The organism is Salinispirillum marinum, assembly GCF_042650105.1.
Lineage (GTDB): Bacteria > Pseudomonadota > Gammaproteobacteria > Pseudomonadales > Natronospirillaceae > Salinispirillum > Salinispirillum marinum.
Genome location: NZ_JBHSAL010000001.1, coordinates 268779 through 286272, shown reverse-complemented (window position 1 = coordinate 286272; position 17494 = coordinate 268779). Strand labels below are relative to the sequence as shown.

Annotated in this window: 17 protein-coding genes, 1 other RNA gene and 1 pseudogene; 11 read left to right on the top strand and 8 right to left on the bottom strand. The window is 52.4% G+C overall.

The genetic code is table 11. The features are described 5' to 3' along the window. Positions 1 to 28: 28 nt before the first annotated feature. The 3 genes and pseudogenes from glgA to ACFOSD_RS01480 form a co-directional block, all read right to left on the bottom strand. Complete coding sequence (glgA, locus tag ACFOSD_RS01490) at positions 29 to 1495, bottom strand: glycogen synthase GlgA (RefSeq protein WP_380694361.1); 1467 nt, start codon at positions 1493 to 1495, stop codon at positions 29 to 31. Further along, positions 1485 to 2717, bottom strand: a pseudogene (glgC, locus tag ACFOSD_RS01485) (glucose-1-phosphate adenylyltransferase); the annotation flags it as partial. The gene glgA and the pseudogene glgC, both read right to left, overlap by 11 nt. 145 nt (positions 2718 to 2862) lie before the next feature. Then, complete coding sequence (locus ACFOSD_RS01480; protein WP_380694363.1) at positions 2863 to 3027, bottom strand: hypothetical protein; 165 nt, start codon at positions 3025 to 3027, stop codon at positions 2863 to 2865. Positions 3028 to 3136: 109 nt separating this feature from the next. Between ACFOSD_RS01480 and ACFOSD_RS01475 the strand changes: the two genes are divergently transcribed. Genes ACFOSD_RS01475 through ACFOSD_RS01465 form a run of 3 tightly spaced genes read left to right on the top strand, consistent with a single transcriptional unit; the run spans position 3137 to position 4392 of the window. Then, entirely contained in the window at positions 3137 to 3583 is a 447-nt protein-coding gene (locus ACFOSD_RS01475; RefSeq protein WP_380694365.1) for a hypothetical protein, read from the top strand. Between the two features lie 42 nt (positions 3584 to 3625). Next, positions 3626 to 4075: a hypothetical protein gene (locus ACFOSD_RS01470; protein ID WP_380694367.1), complete on the top strand. Its 450-nt coding sequence runs from the start codon at positions 3626 to 3628 to the stop codon at positions 4073 to 4075. A gap of 14 nt (positions 4076 to 4089) precedes the next feature. Beyond that, on the top strand, positions 4090 to 4392 hold the full coding sequence (locus ACFOSD_RS01465; RefSeq protein WP_380694369.1) for a hypothetical protein: 303 nt from the start codon (positions 4090 to 4092) through the stop codon (positions 4390 to 4392). A 42-nt stretch (positions 4393 to 4434) separates the two neighbouring features. Here the strand turns inward: ACFOSD_RS01465 and ssrA are convergent. Together ssrA and smpB are read right to left on the bottom strand one after the other, a co-directional pair. Continuing rightward, positions 4435 to 4807, bottom strand: a transfer-messenger RNA (tmRNA) gene (gene ssrA / locus ACFOSD_RS01460). Between the two features lie 101 nt (positions 4808 to 4908). Next, positions 4909 to 5382 carry an SsrA-binding protein SmpB gene (gene smpB / locus ACFOSD_RS01455; protein ID WP_380694371.1) on the bottom strand — a complete coding sequence of 158 codons (474 nt, stop codon included), beginning with the start codon at positions 5380 to 5382 and terminating at the stop codon, positions 4909 to 4911. Between the two features lie 47 nt (positions 5383 to 5429). Here smpB and ACFOSD_RS01450 point away from each other — a divergent pair, with 47 nt between their 5' ends. The 4 genes from ACFOSD_RS01450 to fur are packed head-to-tail and all read left to right on the top strand — an operon-like array spanning position 5430 to position 8034. Further along, entirely contained in the window at positions 5430 to 6878 is a 1449-nt protein-coding gene (locus ACFOSD_RS01450; protein ID WP_380694373.1) for a hypothetical protein, read from the top strand. Then, positions 6875 to 7300, top strand: coding sequence for a type II toxin-antitoxin system RatA family toxin (locus ACFOSD_RS01445; RefSeq protein ID WP_380694375.1), 426 nt, complete (start codon positions 6875 to 6877; stop codon positions 7298 to 7300). Before ACFOSD_RS01450 ends, ACFOSD_RS01445 begins: the two co-directional genes overlap by 4 nt. Further along, the gene (locus ACFOSD_RS01440; protein WP_380694968.1) at positions 7293 to 7583 is read left to right on the top strand and encodes an RnfH family protein; all 291 of its coding nucleotides are present in this window, start codon (positions 7293 to 7295) and stop codon (positions 7581 to 7583) included. Before ACFOSD_RS01445 ends, ACFOSD_RS01440 begins: the two co-directional genes overlap by 8 nt. Before the next feature lie 49 nt (positions 7584 to 7632). Beyond that, positions 7633 to 8034: a ferric iron uptake transcriptional regulator gene (gene fur, locus ACFOSD_RS01435; RefSeq protein WP_380694377.1), complete on the top strand. Its 402-nt coding sequence runs from the start codon at positions 7633 to 7635 to the stop codon at positions 8032 to 8034. A gap of 68 nt (positions 8035 to 8102) precedes the next feature. On the opposite strand, the gene recN is transcribed toward fur, so the two are convergent. Next, the gene (gene recN, locus ACFOSD_RS01430; RefSeq protein ID WP_380694379.1) at positions 8103 to 9779 is read right to left on the bottom strand and encodes a DNA repair protein RecN; all 1677 of its coding nucleotides are present in this window, start codon (positions 9777 to 9779) and stop codon (positions 8103 to 8105) included. A 295-nt stretch (positions 9780 to 10074) separates the two neighbouring features. On the opposite strand from recN, the gene phhA reads away from it, so the two are divergent. From phhA to ACFOSD_RS01410, 4 genes are all read left to right on the top strand, one after another. Further along, positions 10075 to 10878: a phenylalanine 4-monooxygenase gene (gene phhA / locus ACFOSD_RS01425; protein ID WP_380694381.1), complete on the top strand. Its 804-nt coding sequence runs from the start codon at positions 10075 to 10077 to the stop codon at positions 10876 to 10878. 15 nt (positions 10879 to 10893) lie between these two features. Beyond that, positions 10894 to 11238 (top strand): 4a-hydroxytetrahydrobiopterin dehydratase, encoded by a 345-nt coding sequence (locus tag ACFOSD_RS01420; protein ID WP_380694383.1) that lies wholly within the window; start codon positions 10894 to 10896, stop codon positions 11236 to 11238. A 131-nt stretch (positions 11239 to 11369) separates the two neighbouring features. Next, on the top strand, positions 11370 to 12677 hold the full coding sequence (locus ACFOSD_RS01415; protein WP_380694385.1) for a ferredoxin reductase family protein: 1308 nt from the start codon (positions 11370 to 11372) through the stop codon (positions 12675 to 12677). Continuing rightward, on the top strand, positions 12674 to 13834 hold the full coding sequence (locus ACFOSD_RS01410; RefSeq protein ID WP_380694387.1) for a cytochrome b5 domain-containing protein: 1161 nt from the start codon (positions 12674 to 12676) through the stop codon (positions 13832 to 13834). The genes ACFOSD_RS01415 and ACFOSD_RS01410 overlap by 4 nt, the downstream gene beginning before the upstream one ends. Positions 13835 to 13857: 23 nt before the next feature. Here ACFOSD_RS01410 and ACFOSD_RS01405 read toward each other — a convergent pair whose 3' ends face one another. Together ACFOSD_RS01405 and ACFOSD_RS01400 are read right to left on the bottom strand one after the other, a co-directional pair. Further along, positions 13858 to 14739, bottom strand: coding sequence for a transglutaminase family protein (locus ACFOSD_RS01405; RefSeq protein ID WP_380694389.1), 882 nt, complete (start codon positions 14737 to 14739; stop codon positions 13858 to 13860). Continuing rightward, entirely contained in the window at positions 14739 to 17345 is a 2607-nt protein-coding gene (locus ACFOSD_RS01400) for a circularly permuted type 2 ATP-grasp protein (protein ID WP_380694391.1), read from the bottom strand. The genes ACFOSD_RS01405 and ACFOSD_RS01400 overlap by 1 nt, the downstream gene beginning before the upstream one ends. Positions 17346 to 17494 lie beyond the last annotated feature (149 nt).

The following is a 17494-nucleotide window of genomic DNA, read 5'->3' as shown; positions in this document are numbered from 1 at the left end:
TTCGTTTTTCGTGTTTCGTTTTCCGTGTCTAGTGCACCATGAGATGCTTGAACGTGTTGATGTAGTCCTGTGCTGCACTTTCCCACTCGAAGCGCTGTGCCATGGCATTTTGCTGTACCTGCTTGTACATCTCTGGATGCAAGCTGTATAGGCGCAAGGCTTGCCCGAGTGCCATGCGGGTGGCTTCAATGTTGGGGGAATCAAACCCTATGCCAGTAGCCAGGTCGATGTTGTGGTGGTCGGCGGCCAAGGGTACGACGGTATCACGCAGGCCGCCGGTATTGCGAACAATGGGTAATGTGCCGTAACGCATACTATAAATCTGGTTCAAGCCACAGGGTTCAAACAGGCTCGGCATCAAAAAGAAATCGGCACCCGCTTCAATTTGATGCGATAAATCTTCACTGTAGCCCTCGGTAAAATGCACTTGACCGGGATGCGTCGCAGCTAGGTGTCTTAGCTGGTTGGCAAAGTGCGGATCGCCGCTGCCTAACACCACCAATTGAATGGGTTGTGCTAAAAAATCATGCAAGGCCGGGATCAGGTAGTGTAAGCCTTTTTGGTCCGTAAGGCGGGATACCAAGCCAAACAAGGGACGGTCTGCCGTGACGTGCAAGCCAGACTGTTGCTGTAAGGTTTGTTTGCACAGGGCTTTGCCGTTCAAATCATCCGCCGAGTAAGTGGCGGCAATGGCGGTATCATTTTCAGGGTTCCACAAGCCATAATCACAACCATTCAGAATGCCGGTTACCTTGTGCGCATGCGCTTGGAAGGTTTGCCAAAGTCCGTGTGAGGTGGATTCTTGCATCAGTTCATCACGATAGCCGGGGCTGACAGCAATGACCTGATCTGCAAAGACAATTGCGCCTTTCATCAGGTTGATGTCACCATAGTCTTCAAAATGTTCGGCAATAAAGTCACGGCCATCAATCCCGATCGGTGCAAGCCATTGCGCGTTACATTTGCCTTGATAGGCTCCATTGTGCACATTAAAGACGGATTTAGTGGCATGGAAGAACGCATCGTTCTCAAAGTGACGCTTTAAGTAATAGGGCACCAAGGCGGTTTGCCAGTCATGCGCATGAAGAATGTCGGGTCGGAAATTCAGCGCTTTGCATAAGGCAAAGGCAGCCTTACTGAGCAAGGCAAAACGAAGCGGGTTGTCGTCATAGGGCCAACGGCCATCGTCATAGATGCCGTCACGATCATAGAACCGATGATGTTCGAGTAAATAGACATCGACACCATGGTCGTTGATGTAACGAACCGCGCAACCGTACTCGTCGTTCAGGTTGACCGGAACGTTCAAGCTGCTGAGCAAGACTTCCGGGTTACGGTCAAACAGCTTTCGATAGTACGGTACGAGCACCTTGACGTTGACCCCAGCCGCCTTTAATGCGGCGGGTAAAGCGCGGGCGACATCAGCAAGGCCGCCCGTTTTTACCAGGCCTTCATACTCTGAAGCGACCAGCATAACCGTGGGTTTAGAAGCCAACGCGTGCTCCTTTAGGAATAACAACAACACCTTCTTTCGATACATGGAAACGCTGACGGTCCATTTCCGGGTCTTCGCCGATGATGGTGTTCGGCGCAATGACCACATCTTTGTCGATGATCGCGCGGCGAATTCGAGAGCCGCGGCCAATGTCATTCCCACCCATGATGACGCAGCGGTCTACATAGGCATGGCTATGCACATGCACGTTGTAGCCGAGGATGGATTGATAAACGATAGAACCACTGACGACGCAACCGCCAGAAATCATGGAGCTGATGGCCTGGCCTGTGCGGTTGGCCTCATCATGGACGAACTTAGCGGGCGGTACGGCAGGGTGATAGCTACGCAGTGGCCAATAGCGGTTGTACAAGTCAATCGGTGGAATGACGGAAATCAAATCCATGTTGGCTTCGTAGTAAGAGTCAATGGTGCCTACGTCGCGCCAGTAACCACGGGAGGTCTCGGGCTCACCCCGGATATTGTTGGTGGAGAAATCATACACATAGACATCGCCCTGCGCGTACAGCAGTGGAATGATGTTGTGGCCGAAATCGTGCACGGATTCCGCTTGTTCTGCGTCATACCGCAAGCATTCGGTTAACGTCTTGGCATCAAAGACATAGTTACCCATAGACGCCAGTACCATGTTCGGGTTACCCGGAATGGTTTTAGGGTCTACTTTCGGTTTTTCTTGGAAACCGATCATCTTGCCGTTTTCATCGACTTCTATAACGCCAAATTGGTTGGCTTGCTCAACCGGTACAGGAATGGCGGCAACGGTCAGCTTCGCACCGGTATCCTGGTGCATTTGAATCATTTGGCGCACATCCATCTTGTAGATGTGGTCGCCACCGAACACACAGACCAGTTCAGGGTCTACGCCTTCGATAACGTCTAAATTCTGATAAATGGCATCCGCGGTGCCCTGATACCAATGTTTACCCGTTTGCATTTGCGCTGGAATGGGGTCGATGAAGCGGTTGGTTAGCCCCGTAACCCGCCAGCGCCGGCTCATGTGTTTCAGCAAACTGTGAGATTTGAACTGCGTTAACACAAAAATCTGTAATAAGTCGGAGTTAACGAAGTTGTTCAATACGAAATCGATGATGCGGTAATTGCCGCCAAAAGGCACCGCCGGTTTTGCTCGAATACCGGTTAAGGGTGCTAAACGCGTACCTTCGCCACCGGCCAGAATCATGGATAAAATGCCAGACATAACCGCCTCTCTTGTCTTATGGTGTCAGGTGTCAGCTCTTGCTGCCCTGTTGTTTTTGTCTTTGTCCTTTAAACAGTAAACCCAACGAACGGATTTGTCATTGATCTTCAGCAAGTCTTATTGGTTTTCTGCTAACACCTCTGGTGTATTAACCGTTGTAGAGGGTTAGCAGAGCTTGGGTACTGGGTAACTGGCTGAAGAATACAGGCGACATGGAGCGTTCGCCAATGCGACGATCAATCACAAGAAACAGCACGAGCAGTGCCGCAATTGAGGCCAAAAAAACCAATAGCTGTCTTGTTGTTTTGCGCATAGTTCCTCTCCCGATTCTCGTTTTGTGTTGTAATTTGCTCCAATCCATGGTGACGTCAAAGAGTCTAACTGTCATCATAGCGCTTTAAGAATCGTGAGACCAATCTGCAATGTTTAAGTATCTCGTCAAGGTCATGGTGTTCGCTGCTGTGCCCGGAGTTTTTGCCATGGATTCATTGGCCGTTTCTGCCGGCAGTACGGTGGATGCCCTGTTGGTAAATGCTGTAACGGTGGAGCGAGATGAGCCGGTGGCGGTTGTTTTTGACCCGCAACGATTGAACGATGAGACCTTGCCGGACTATTGCTTACTGACCGCTCAGGTTGTGTTGGACGGTGAGGCGGTGCGTATCACTGCACAAAACCTGTTGTGCATCACCGAAGCGCAGCAGGTTCTGGAGGGCACCATCGAGGGTGAAGCGTTTGCGGCTAATCAAGCGCCCGTTCCCTTCACCTGTACGTTATCCCGTGCTGATGCTTGTCAGAGCGCTGTATTGGCCGAGGAACTGATACTTCAGTTCAGGGTACAGAATGACGCACGTTTGCAACCGCAGCGTTGAGCCGTCCCAGTGTTTTCGTTTACTAATTAAGGAACCATTACCGTGTTGTTGGATCGTAAGAGTTTGGCCGTGACGGCCACCTTAACCTTTGCTGCCTCCGGGGCTCTGGCGCATGAATGTACCACTACCTATCCGTTAGGCTCGATACAACCCATGGGGTTTGCGTTATTTCAAACAGTGGTGGCTGACTGGCAAGATGTGCGTGACCGTATCGTAGAGGGTGATTCCATAAGAGCACTCACTTGGTTAGAGGTTGCAGATCAAACCATACAGACAGAGATGGTCAGCCTGACGCGTTCCGCGCAGATAGAGCAACGCGTGGTTGATGTACAGGGCAACGCGTGGAATGTGATCTGGCAGTTGGCGGACCATCACGGCGATTGCACAGAAGTCCGTGTTGAAATGAGTTGGCAGCATCAAGGTGTAACGCCTACGCCCGATTTTGGCTGGTGGCGCCCCGTGCAAGAGCATTTGCTCCATAACAACCCATAATCAAAAGGTTCGAAATGACGCTTCAACGACAGCTGCAGACCATGTTGGCCCTGTTTTTTCTGGGGGTATTTACGCTGGTGCTTTGGATTCCAGGTGGACTGCTGGCTTTGTGGTTGTCGTGGCGTACCGGGCATCCCGTGGCGCGCGCGGGGAAGCAGATGTTCTGGTGGAGTTGGGTGTTTTGGGGTGTGGCAATATTGGTGTTGCCCTTTGGCAATACGATGATGCTGTTGGCTGCATTGTTGATTACATCGTGGGGCGGGTGGTTGTTGTATCGGTCGATTGTGTTATGGCCGCAGATTGAAGGCGATGCATGAGGCAATAAAAAGGCGAACTGTTGCCAGTTCGCCTTTTAGAGTTGGTGGAGACGGCGGGAGTCGAACCCGCGTCCGCGAACCCTCTACTTTCGGTACTACATGCTTAGCCTCTTCATTTATTTAACCGCACAACCGCCAAAGGGCAAGCTGATGTGCTGGCTGTCCTGGAATTAGATTTAACAGCGCTGGCCCAGAAAACCTTTGCTGCGATCCTAGCTAATTTGACCGAGTTGCTAACCGTTTAGGCCCAGCTAGCGTTCGGCGGCTGCTATTTAATTAAGCGGCCAGGCGCATTTCTGCGCCAAAGTTATCGTCGTTTGCGATTATCTTTTTGCAACTTTCGATTTACGTGATTCGTTGCCATCACGACATGCACCTTAAGCTTTGTAATCCCCGTCGAATCCGTTTCGTCCCCGAAATCGGTTAAACAGACCACCACTGCTTAATAGTGTTGCGAGTATAGCATGCGCGTGAACGACATGCCTACGTGGCTAGAAGAAATTAATCGTCAAGAGGTTAGCTGACGCGATGCTTCATCAGTCGTTCTTTCTGTCGGTTCCAGTCGCGGTCTTTCATGGTGGCACGCTTGTCATGCGTTTGCTTCCCTTTCACCAGAGCCAGTTTGACTTTAGCAAACTGATTTTTCCAATACATAGAAAGTGCCACAACCGTGTAGCCATCCTGTTCCGAAGCGCGCGCCAGAGTGTCGATTTCACGCCGCTTCAGCAGGAGCTTGCGCGTTGCTGTTGGGTCAGGTATCACATGGCTGGAGGCACTGAGCAGCGGTGAAATCAATGCGCCCAAAAGCCAGGCCTCGTTGCCTTTGAAAATGACATAGCAATCTCGCAGTTGCACTTTACCCGCACGAAGGGATTTTACTTCCCAGCCTGCTAGGGCAATACCTGCTTCATAGGTGTCAATGATGTGATAGTCGTGCAGCGCTTTTTTGTTCTGCGCGATCGTCGTAGAAGGAGTCTTGTTTTTCGCCATAGCGCGCCATTATAGTGGTTGTGCTTGATAAAGCTACGGATTTTCCTATGACAACAGTGCAAACCCATCGATTCTGGCATCACCCCTGGTTGTTTCGTTTAGCCTGTGCCGGGGCAGTGATCAGTTTGACGAATGTGTTCAGCTTGCCGATGGCGTTCAGTCAATTTGGTGGTGCATTTTTAGGTGCGTATTTATTAGCGCACCTGTTTATCGCCTTGCCTATTTTGGTCAGTGAGTTGCTTATGGGACGGCGTGGACGGCAAAGCGCTCCCTTGAGCATTAATCAACTGGCTGCTGAGGCCTTTGTATCACGACAATGGCGTTATCTTGGCGTAGTCATCGTGGTGACCGGAATGGCCATTGCTACTTACTATCTCGCTTTTGCCAGTTGGGCCTTGGATTACGCTTGGTTGGTGTGGACGCAGCAGTTGCCGGATAACGAGTTGGGTTTGCGTTTTGTGTTGGCCGAATTACTGGCTGACCCGGTTAAATTGATTATCTTGCATTCCATTCTATGTGTCGTCGTTGTGCTTTTATTAGCGCTGCCATCGGCCAGAGGTATTTTAGTCCCTGTTGCAACCATGGCTTTATTGCTGTTGCTGGGCGTCGCTATATTGAGTCTGCAGGCCATTGGAACATTGCGATGGTGGGATGGACTGCAGCATGTGTTGTCGGTGCGCTCCGATGGGCTAACGTGGGCAATGTGGAGTTCCGCTGTGGCGCTGTCATTTTACAGTTTAGGGGTCGGTCTAGGTATCAGTGTTTTGCTGGGTGTGCATATGGATGCCCGGACTTCCGTCAGTGGAACAGCGACATGGATTGTATTGGTGGATGTATGTTGGTCGGTGTTTTTTGCCGGCGCCGTATTTGCCTTTGTGACCCCAGAAGTCGGTACGGATGCCTTGACCCTATTGTTTATTACGCTACCTGCGGCGGTGGTCCAATCCGGATTAGCAGAGGCCAATACGTGGTTGATGATTTTCTTTGGTGTGCTATTGCTGAGTGGGCTGTCGACTGGACTGTTTCTTGTGAAAGGCTTGGTGATCTGGCTGCATGAACGTTTTTCCCTACGTCGTGGTTTTGCTGCGGGGGTTGCGGGGTTCATCCTCTGGGTAGGTGGCGTGGGTGTTTTATTGTCGTTCAATCGATGGCGGGAAGTCCGATTCTATGGTGCTACCGTGTTTGAATGGCTTTCTGTATTGCCCGGCACGGTTTTGTTGCCAATTATTGCGTTCCTCACCGCCATCTTCGTCGGATGGGTGCTGCCGAATCATTTGGTTATTGACGAACTGCGGCCATTGTATGAGTACCGTTACGCCGTGTGGCGATTTGCGTTAAAATTCCTCACCACGGTTGCATTGGTCTTGCTGCTGGTGGTGCAGGTGGGGGCAGAGTGGTCGGTCAGCGGGTGGCTGCAGGGCGCGATACTGGCCAGTATGATGCTGTTATTGCTGCTGTGGGCACGTTTAAAAGCCATGTTTTGGAATTTACTATGAAGATTGCCCGTCGGGCGACAGTACCTTATTCGGCGCATCAAATGTTTGCTTTGGTGCAGGATATTGAGCGCTATCCGGAGTTTTTGCCTGAAATCTCTGCGGTACGTATTTTGGAAAAGACCGCCGAGGTGGTGGCGGCTGAGTTGGAGGTGAGTAAAGGGCCAGTTAAAGAGCGCTTTTCTACGCGGAACCGCTTGCATGAACCATCCTGGATGAGCATGGAATTGGTGCGTGGCCCATTCAAGCATTTGCAAGGCGAGTGGCACTTTGATGCCATAGGTGAACAATCTGAAATCCGGTTTGAATTGGATTTCGAGGTCCGTGGTTTTGCCCTCAAGCTGTTGCTTGAACCCGTGGTGGGCAAAATGGCGGATCGTTTGGTGGATCGTTTTTGTCGGAGAGCGCACAGTGTCTATGGCTGATTTGCGTATAGAAGTGGCTTATGCTCTGCCTGAAAAGCAGAAAATCTTGTCTGTCTGCGTTTCTGAAGGTACAACGTATCGGCAGGCCGTACAGTTAAGCCGGATTCAAGAAGAGTTTCCAGACGAGGCTATAATGGAAGCACCATTGGGTGTGTTCGGCAAAAAGGTGGCTAACCCGGAAACAGCGGTCGTGAAAGATGGTGAGCGCATTGAGATATATCGACCGCTCCTGATTGACCCGAAACAGGCGCGGGCAAATCGAGCAGCTCGTGCCAGTAAGTAAGTTTATGAAGCGCTCCGGCGGTTCATCATTCATGAATTGAGGATACCCAGTGAGTAACGCTGAACTGAAGAAAGCGGGTTTAAAGGTCACTTTGCCGCGCTTAAAAATATTACAAATGCTGGAAACGGCAGACCCACGCCACATGAGTGCGGAAGACGTCTATCGTCAGCTCATAGATGCGGGCGAAGACATTGGTCTGGCCACGGTGTATCGCGTACTAACTCAGTTTGAATCGGCTGGATTGGTGGTGCGACACAATTTTGATGGTGGTCACGCGCTGTTTGAGTTGGATGATGGCGACCACCACGACCATATGGTTAATATGGAAACCGGAAAAGTGGTTGAATTCATTGATGAAGTGATCGAAAAGCGGCAGCAGCAAATTGCCGATGAGCATGGTTTTGAGCTGGTCGATCACAAATTGGTGCTCTATGTGAAGCCTAAGAAATAGGCTGCCTAACGTTACCGCTTAACAACCTTGTCGGGCGGTAACTCAGGTATTTATGACAGGCGTCGACATTAATGCATTAATGGCGCAGCCAGTAAGTCCCGCGCGTGCATCAAGGTTGCATCGGTCACGCGGACGCCGGAAATCAAACGTGCTACCTCTTGTGTTCTCGCTTCGGCGTCCAAATCGACCACTTGCGATAACGTTTGCCCATCAACGACATGCTTTTCGATCAGCCAATGGTGATGACCAAAGGAAGCAACCTGTGGCAAGTGGGTGATGCACAAAATTTGGCTGTGTTGACTGAGTTGTCGAATCAAACGCCCTACTTCTTCTGCCGTGGCTCCGGAAATCCCCACATCCACCTCGTCGAAAAATAGCGTTGCGGCCTGCTGGCTATGCTGTGCCAGTACCTGAATGGCCAAAGCGATACGTGATAGTTCGCCGCCCGAGGCTGCCTTGTGTAGCGGTTGTACGGGCTGCCCTGGGTTGGCCGACAACCGCAACTCAACGTCATCTATGCCGTTAGCACTGGGCCGCTCGGGATGGGCCGCGACATGGCACATCAAGGTGGCATGTGGCATGTTTAATTTATGCAGTTGCAGGGCCAGTGCCTCTGCCAGCTCAGGCGCGCGCGCTTGGCGGAGGGTAGAAAGAGCCTGTGCTGCTGTTTCATAATGGTCTTGGGCCACCGTAAGCTGTTCCAACAATGCATCGAGTTCTTCGCTGTGCGCGGCAAAATGTTCTGCTTTTGCTTCCAATTCACGTTGTAGGGCGGGTAACGCTTCGGGGCGGCACTGATGTTTGCGCGCGATATCGTACACACTGCTGAGGCGTGCATCCAGTGTACTAAAGCGCTCGGGGTCCCACTCAAAATCACTCGCAAAACGCTGTAAGTCCGTTGCCGCTTCTTGTAAGGCAATGTGCGCTTCATTTAATAGGCTTAATGCCCCCGTTAATGCAGGGTGAAGATTCGCTTGCGGTTCCAATTGATGAATGGCTTGGCGAAGCTCGCTGAGAACGTCGGCGTCGCTGTCTTCCGAGTTCAGCCGTGCAGACACTTGGCTGGCGGACAGCAACATCTCTTCAGCATGGCTCAAGGCTTGATGCTCTTGCTCCAATTCTTCCAGCTCGTCGTCGCTTAAACCCAGCGCTCTAAGTTCTTCCAACTGATAGGTCATTAATTGATGTTCAGCGTTGTCTTTATCGGCCGACGCCTGAAGCTCTTGTACCCGCCGCTCTATGGTCTTCCATTCCCGATAAAGCTGGCGCACATTTTTTACCTCGGCATGCGTTTGTGCGAAACGATCCAGAATGCCAATGTGCTCCTCGGAGCGCATCAGACGTTGATGCTCATGTTGTGCATGGATATGCAGAACGAGGTCGCCAAATTCTTTCAGCTTGGTAACGGGTACAGCCGTGGCATTAATAAATGCCCGCGAGCGACCATCGGCAGTAATCACCCGGCGCACTATGCATTCGCCATCTTGCCAGAGCTCTTGGTCGTGTAGCCAGCGCCCGGACGGGGAGTGTTCTGTGACGAGGAAGGTCGCAGACAATTCCGCCTTTTCTTCGCCATGTCGTACTTGGCTGGAATCGGCACGGCCTCCGGCCAACAAGAATAGAGCATCGAGTATGATCGATTTTCCCGCGCCGGTTTCACCAGAGAGAACGGTAAGCCCTTGCTGTACATCCAATTCAATGTCGCCGGCGATGATGAAATTACGTATGTGAAGATGGCAAAGCATAAGATGTCCCCGTCGTACCCAGCAATAATACTGGTAAAATATACAGTATTAATGCCAAAGTAAAGTGCACCCTGCGTTGATTTTGGCGCTATTTTAGCCCGCATTAGTTCACATTAAGTTACAAAAAAGCGATTACCTAGAAGAAGTGCGTAAATGATACGTTAGTAAATAAAAGATTACATTTTACAGGTTGCTGCTTGATTGACCGTTTTCCAACAGCACGACCTAACGACTACACTGATATAGAGTACGAATCCTGTTCGATCACCGACACAACGTTTCGATGGGAATAGGTATGACTACAAAAACAACGAAGTACCTCTCCAGATCGTCCGGCCCCGATGGCCGAATCGCCTGGAGTCATGAAGAAAACGAAAACTGGGCTGCCTTGATGGCGCGCCAATTGACCTGTATTGACGGTAAAGCCTGCGCGGAGTATTTAGCCGGCTTGCAGCGACTGAACTTACCGTCAGACCGCATTCCCCAGTTGGCGGAAGTCAATGCGGTTTTGCAGGCCACAACGGGCTGGCGCTGCGCCGAAGTCCCGGCATTGATTAACTTTGATAAGTTTTTTGCGTTGTTGGCGGATAAGCAGTTTCCGGTAGCAACCTTTATTCGTTCGCGTGATGAGTTTGACTACCTGCAAGAGCCCGATATTTTTCATGAGATCTTTGGCCACTGTGCCATGTTGACTCATCCTTCGTTTGCCGAGTTCACGCATACCTATGGCAAGCTGGGGTTGGCGGCGAGTAAGGAGGATCGAGTGTTTCTGGCCAGATTGTATTGGTTTACTGTGGAGTTCGGGCTGTTGAATACGCCGGATGGCCAGCGTATCTATGGTGGTGGCATTCTGTCTTCACCGGGAGAAACACAATATGCATACAGCACCACGCCGGAGAAGCGGCCGTTTAATGTGTTGGATGTGCTGCGGACGCCGTACCGTATCGACATCATGCAGCCTATCTACTATCTATTGAGCAGTATTGATGACCTCTTTGACGTCGCGCAAACTGATATCATGGCGCAGGTCGCAGAGGCCAAACGGCGCGGCCTGTTCGCCCCAACCTTTCCACCCAAAAGCACGGCGCAAGCCAGTTAAGTTAGGAGAATAGACATGACCACGGAAACATTACATGCACAAGCTTGCGAAGCCTGCCGCGCCGATGCTCCACAAGTCAGTGATGCCGAGCTGGCTGAATTGATCAAACAAATTCCCGACTGGACGCCTGTTGTGCAAGATGGCGTGATGCAACTGCAGCGGGAATTCACCTTCCGTAATTTTCGCCTGGCGTTGGAGTTCACCAACAAGGTAGGCGCTTTGGCCGAGGAAGAAGGGCATCATCCCGGCATCCTAACAGAGTGGGGAAAAGTGACCGTTACTTGGTGGACGCATGCGATCAACGGTTTACATCGTAACGATTTCATTTGTGCCGCGAAAACCGATATGTTGTTGTCCTAAGGTAATGATGGGGCCGTGCTTTTGCGGCCTTGATCTCCGTCAATACTCCGGCCGATATCCAATGGCTATGCTTGTTCTCTTTTTTGCGTCATGCCAATCTAGCTAGACATACTGGTTGATGAGGCCATTGAATGTCTGCTTGGATTCGGGCTCGGTTTAAGCCGGGCGATATCTTACTGCTGCTATTTCTCCTGCTGCCCGTTGTGGTTGCCTTGCCGCGTGTGTTGTCCGGTTTTGCACCCAATGCTATTGGCTGGTTAACATTAACAGGACGTTTGACGGGTATTCTTGGTTTAGCGATGATGCTGCTGGCCGCCATGATGAGTGTGCGCTTACCGCATTATGACCGCTGGTTCGGCGGTTTGGCACGGCTGTGGGTGGTGCACCGCTTCTTTGGTTTTGCCGGTTTCGTATTGGTTTTGTTCCATGTCGCGCTGCTGGCGTATGCACAGTTACCGTTCTCCATTGAAGCCGCTATTGCGCGAGTATTTCCGCCACTTGCCGAGTGGGCTATTTGGTCGGGTTGGCTCGCTTTACTGTGTATGGTCATTTTCCTCGGGCCTACGTTCCGTTTTTTCGGCCGCTTGCATTATCAACGCTGGAAAGCGCTGCATTTGTTCTCTGCTCTGGCCGTTATATTCGCCTTACTGCATGCCATTCCCATCGCTGCGGAAACCGTGGTTTGGTGGTTTATGGCAGTGGGTGCCATTGGCGCTATTGTGTGGCGCAAAGTGCTATCGCCCAATCTCGGGCGCTACCGCTACGAAGTGGTGAAAGTCGAGACTTTGGTGCATGGTGTGGTGGAAATCAGCCTACGGCCCAAAGGCAAAGCCATGGCTTATGAAGCCGGGCAGTTTATGTACTTCACACCGTTAGATCCCGCCTTAACGGCAGGGCGCAATGAAGAGCATCCTTATACCATTTCTTCCGCCCCCAACGACGAATATCTGCGTGTGGGCATCAAAGCCTTGGGTGACGCCAGTACAGCCATTCAGACGTTAGCGGTGGGTTCAGACGTCATGGTTGAAGGCCCCTACGGTGACTTCTATGAGCGCATAGAACCGCAACGCAGTCAGCTATGGTTAGCGGGCGGTATAGGCATAACGCCCTTTGTTAGTGGCGCACGCGATGCCCAATATCGCCAAGGTGAAATAGACGCCCATTTGTTTTATTTAGCGAACGATCAGCAACGCGCCTACTACCTGAATGAGTTGGTAGAATTAGGTGCAAAGGTTGCGGGTTTAGCGGTAACGCCGCATTACTATCGGCAAGAGGGGCCTCTCACTGCGGCCTTTTTGCGCCAACACTGCGCCGACTTTACCGAGCGAGAGATCTATATGTGTGGCCCGCCAGCGATGGTTAGCCATTTAAAAAGTGTGTTGGTTGCCGCCGGTGTACCAGTTACACGCATTCACAGTGAGGCGTTTGATTTCTTATGAACAAGATAGCCTATTCCCTATTTATTGCTTTTGTCGCCAGCATAGCTACGTTGTTCTTAGTGCATTCGTTGGGCAGTTCGAGCGGACAGGCAACAGCCGCAACGTCAGCGCGTGTTATCACCCTAGACGAGCTGTCGCAGCACAGCACGGCGGAAAGCTGCTGGAAAGAAATTGGTGGCCGCGTTTACGACATCACGGCTTACATACCTAACCACCCCAGTACGCTAGAAGAACTCGTTGCTTGGTGTGGCAAGCCCGCCTCTGAGGCTTTCTCAGGTGATGCTGCCGGACATAGCCACAGTGCGGGTGCTGCTCGTATGCTGGCCAGCATGCAGGTAGGTGTGTTGGAGGGTGCAACGGTTGTGGCCTTGCCCGAACCGAATTTGGTGTCTGCCGCTCCGAGGGTGCCGGTCAGTGTTGGCGGTGCCGTGCGCTATCAGGACGGGACCTACTACGCCGAAGGGGAGCCGGACGGACGTGGATGGTTTGGTGTTGTCGAAATCACCGTGTACGGTGGCCAAATTGTGGGCGTGCATTACGATGAAGTGCAACGCAACGAAGACGGCGCCATTACCCAAAGCAAAGCGCGTGATTATGGCTATGCCGCGCGGTGGCGCAATGCCTCCGGAGTGTCGCAGTTATCGGCTTATCCCGGTTATATTGCTGGCTTGCTGAGCACGGGTGATGTGGACCAAGTGGATGTGTTCACCGGCGCAACATCGGCGCATACGGTATTTCAAACGGTAGTCTCTGCTGCCTTAGCAGAAGCAAGCGCTGCCGGTCACCTTGTGCAAGAGGGGGGGGCACGGGGTGGATACCGGGATGGTTCGTACTATGCGGAAACCCAGCCAGATAGCCGTGGCTGGATCGGGATGTTAGAGATAACGATAAACGGCGGTTATGTGGTGAGCGCTCACTATGATGAAGTCCAGCGCAATGCTGAAGGTGCGGTCACCAATAGCAAACTCCGTGACTACGGCTACGCTGGGCGCTGGCGGGCCGCTGCGGGCATATCGCAGTTATCGGCCTACCCGGGCTATATTCAACAGTTAGTGAAGACCGGCGATGCCGAACAGCTCGACGCCTATTCCGGTGCGACCAGTTCCTACAACAATGTAAAGAATTTGGCAGAACAATTGTTACAGGATGCACGCTAGATCTGGATGAGATTTGCCGATCTTTAGATCGGAAGTACGTCCACTTCTACATGCAGGCTGTGATTACCACCACCGCTCATAACCCCTTTGAGCGGTGGTACATCGGCATAGTCGCGCCCCCAGCCGAGCGTTAAGTAACGTTCTGTTAGCACCCCGCCGTTGGTGGGATCAATGTCCATCCACCCGGCGTCGGGTATCCAGACCGAAAGCCAAGCATGGCTAGCGTCTGCGCCGATCAGCTTGGTTTGTCCCGGTGGTGGGTCGGTTTCTAGGTACCCGCTAACGTAACGAGCGGCGAGACCGATGGAGCGCAGGGCACCAATGGCGAGGTGGGCAAAATCCTGACAGACCCCCCGCTTACTTGCCATCACTTCGGTGATGGGCGTAGCTAAGGAACTGAATTCGGGGTCGTAGGTAAATTCGTGGAATATACGGGCGTTCAGATCCAATAGTGCTTCGGTCAGTGGCCGATGTGGGGTAAAGGAGCGCCGCGCAAATGCCGCCAAGTCCCTGCTACGTTTTATATAATTGGAGTTCATGGTAAAGAGGCGTGCTTCATAGGTATCCGGACTGTGTTGCAGTGCAGTGCTGCGCAGTTGCTGCACCGCGTGTTCCCAGCTCTGCGTATAATTGAACTGCGGGAGTTGCGTCGCATCGGTTACTACTTCGCTGGTGGCGGTGACGGCCATGGCGTCGTGAACATCTTGAATCGCAAAATACAACACATGATTGCCAAAGAAATCATGCCGCTCATGTAGACGGGTTGCGGTGGGTTCGATATCAAAAGCGGCGTGTTCGCCATGTTGCCAGGGTAATTCACGCACTTTGAGGCGCGCTTCATTGTGGCTTAGGGTTACGGCGCTGGAATACTCGTAGCGTGTGGTGTGGCGAAGGCGATAGCGCATTACACTCCCCCCTGCACGTTTACCAGTTGCCGGGGGGTTTCGGCATGGCTGAAATGGCTGTGTGATATGGCGTCGGACAAGGCGGAAATGGGCTCCATTAAGTCGGTTAGCAGTTGTGCCAGTACGGCGAGCGCTTCCTCTGAGTGATCGAGCTCACTCAGGCTCTCCGGTGCTACCAAATGCAATCGGCTGGTCGCCTCAATGACCAGTCGCGCTTCACGGCTGCGAAAGGGTGTGCCGGTCTGATTGGGCAAACGTTCAATTTGCCGTCCCAATCGCTTGAGCATATAGCCAACGGACCGTGGGTTAGTCTCATCGAATAACAACAAGTCCAGAATGGCAATAGGATACAGCTGAGACCGATAGCGTCGCCGATAGGCGGTGAGGTTATCGGTACTGGCCAATACGACCTCCCAGAGCGGTATGCCGGGGCGGGTGGAAGACACCAGCGCCAAGCGCAGCAGATCTAACGTGGATTGCAAGCGATCAATAAACCGTCCGATGTCCATAAAACGCCAGCCGTAATGGTGTGGCATGGTTTCGTTGCACAGGCCAAAAAATGCCGCCAAGTAAGTGATCACTTCTTCGAGGCTGCGCCGTGCACTGGTCGCACCGGGGCTACGTGTTTGTTCTTCCAGCTTTTGCCGCAAGGTGTTTAGAGTACGCCACGCGTCGTCACCGAGGTGGGCGCGTGCCGCACGACCGTTACGCAACAATAAGGAGAACAACCACGGCAAATTGTCGGGTGCTTCTTCACTCAACAAAGCAAGCAACTGCTTGCGCATCAATAAAAACTGCGGATTGGTTTTGCCGACCATCGCTTTTGGGCTTTTTCGGCTTTCCATACTTTGCAGGTTATGCACGTCCTGAAGGTTGATTCGCAAGGCAACGAAAAGGTCGGAAATGACGGATTCAGCTAAGTTGCGTTGACCATATTCCAGCAAGTGGGTTAACGATTCACGCAGCAAGCGAGCACGGTTATCCAGGCGCTCACCGTAGCGTCCCATCCAGAATAAGCTTTCGGCAACACGGGTCGGTAAGTCCTCTCCGTCGCGGGTGGCAATAATAGGCTTATGAGCGTGCTGTAACATGCTGATGTGTGGTTGTGGCACCGGTGCCAGTACCCAAATGTCCTTGACGAGGTCACTGTCAATGAGTGTCTCCGCGTGGTCCGATACCCAAGCCAAACCCCCTGGCATCACGCGGAAGGCGCGTTCCAGAGCAGGCTTGCGCATGTCTTCCGGATCCGTCAGGGTAAAAAAACGCAGATAGACAGCATGTGCTTCGATCGTGGCATTGGCGCGGTTGAAACACGGGGCCATGCTGGGCTGAAGCGCCTTGCTGGCAGTATATAAGTGACCGTTCTCGCACAGTTCCTGGTTTAACTTCGCGCGCTCAGTGCTGTCCATCTGTCGGGGGTCGATGACGTTTTGTGGCTCATGCACGTGCTGTATTTGCCAGTCGGAAAGCTGACGTGTCACGTCCTGACATTGTTGGTCGTCCCCACACCAGCGCGTATCTTTGCCGCGCAGCAACAGGGGCTCTTGCAAGAGAAATTCACACAATGATGGCAGAAAGCCAGCCAAAGCCGGGTGTTCCAACACGCCAACCCCTAAGGTATTTGCAATTTCTACTTCACCTCGCCGCGCTGCCTGCATAAGGCCAGGCACGCCAAGCAGGGAATCGCCGCGCAGTTCCAGTGGATCACACCAAGGATCGGTAATATGCCGGACAATCACGTCAACGCGTTTTAACCCCCCCAAGGAGCGCATGGCGACTTGACCGTCACGGACAACGAGGTCTCCGCCCTCGACCAGGGAGAAATTCATATAATTTGCCAGCCAGGCGTGTTCGAAGTAACCCGCACTGCCGGGGCCTGGGGTTAATAAAACGATGTTGGGTTCTTCACGCGGGGTTTGCGCCAGTTCCAGGAGGGTGCGATGTTGAATTTGTAGGAAACCGGCAAGGCGACAGAGCGGAGCCTCGCGATACAGCCGGGGCAGAGCACGGGCAAGAATAATCCGGTTTTCCAGGGCATAGCCGGAGCCGGTGGGCGCTTGCACCAAGTCGGATAGAATGCGCCACGCGCCAGCTGCATCTCGTACCACATCCATGCCATGCAGAATCAGCATTGGCCTTTGTTCCGCGGTCAGTGCATCGCCCACCGCCGAAAAAAGAAAGGACGGATGGCTAAAAACCAATTCGGCGGGCAGGAGGCCCTCTTCGATGACCCGGCGCGGCCCATATAAGTCATCGACCAGCGCTTCCAGCAAGCGGCTGCGTTGCGCCAGACCTTGCTCTAATTCGGCCCACTCTTCGGTGGCGATGATGTAAGGAATAGGGTCTAGAGCCCAAGAACGTATGCGTTGCGGCTCGTCTTTGTGGACATTAAAGGTTGCACCGTTCTCATGCAGCAAGTGCTGTGCTTCGTCCGCTTGCTGGGCCAGACCATCCAAGCCAATGTCCGCAATATCATCCATAACCCAAGACCAACCGCTGCGCAGATGACCATCGGGGCTAAACAATTCGTTGTGGCAGTCGTCCGGCACCTGGTATTCGTGCAAGAGTTGCCGCAGTTCTTCTGACGTGAGGGAACTTTTAGGCATCTTATTAGACGTTCCTGCGTTAAGATCAAGGTGAGATTGTCCACAATCGACAGCATGGGTGACAAGCGAAAACGTGGTTATGTTCTTGCGTTTTGCAGCAAGCCTTGTGCCACCGAAGGTGTTGATGCTTAGATGGTACAGCTATTGCT

Excerpts from the sequence above, each read along its gene's own strand:
- ACFOSD_RS01475 (WP_380694365.1), top strand. The coding sequence starts at position 3,137 with ATGTTTAAGTATCTCGTCAAGGTCATGGTGTTCGCTGCTGTGCCCGGA.
- smpB (WP_380694371.1), bottom strand. The coding sequence starts at position 5,382 with ATGGCGAAAAACAAGACTCCTTCTACGACGATCGCGCAGAACAAAAAA.
- ACFOSD_RS01400 (WP_380694391.1), bottom strand. The coding sequence starts at position 17,345 with ATGCCTAAAAGTTCCCTCACGTCAGAAGAACTGCGGCAACTCTTGCAC.
- ACFOSD_RS01410 (WP_380694387.1), top strand. The coding sequence starts at position 12,674 with ATGAACAAGATAGCCTATTCCCTATTTATTGCTTTTGTCGCCAGCATA.
- ACFOSD_RS01415 (WP_380694385.1), top strand. The coding sequence starts at position 11,370 with ATGTCTGCTTGGATTCGGGCTCGGTTTAAGCCGGGCGATATCTTACTG.
- ACFOSD_RS01445 (WP_380694375.1), top strand. The coding sequence starts at position 6,875 with ATGAAGATTGCCCGTCGGGCGACAGTACCTTATTCGGCGCATCAAATG.
- ACFOSD_RS01420 (WP_380694383.1), top strand. The coding sequence starts at position 10,894 with ATGACCACGGAAACATTACATGCACAAGCTTGCGAAGCCTGCCGCGCC.
- recN (WP_380694379.1), bottom strand. The coding sequence starts at position 9,779 with ATGCTTTGCCATCTTCACATACGTAATTTCATCATCGCCGGCGACATT.
- ACFOSD_RS01440 (WP_380694968.1), top strand. The coding sequence starts at position 7,293 with ATGGCTGATTTGCGTATAGAAGTGGCTTATGCTCTGCCTGAAAAGCAG.
- ACFOSD_RS01405 (WP_380694389.1), bottom strand. The coding sequence starts at position 14,739 with ATGCGCTATCGCCTTCGCCACACCACACGCTACGAGTATTCCAGCGCC.
- phhA (WP_380694381.1), top strand. The coding sequence starts at position 10,075 with ATGACTACAAAAACAACGAAGTACCTCTCCAGATCGTCCGGCCCCGAT.
- ACFOSD_RS01480 (WP_380694363.1), bottom strand. The coding sequence starts at position 3,027 with ATGCGCAAAACAACAAGACAGCTATTGGTTTTTTTGGCCTCAATTGCG.
- ACFOSD_RS01450 (WP_380694373.1), top strand. The coding sequence starts at position 5,430 with ATGACAACAGTGCAAACCCATCGATTCTGGCATCACCCCTGGTTGTTT.
- ACFOSD_RS01465 (WP_380694369.1), top strand. The coding sequence starts at position 4,090 with ATGACGCTTCAACGACAGCTGCAGACCATGTTGGCCCTGTTTTTTCTG.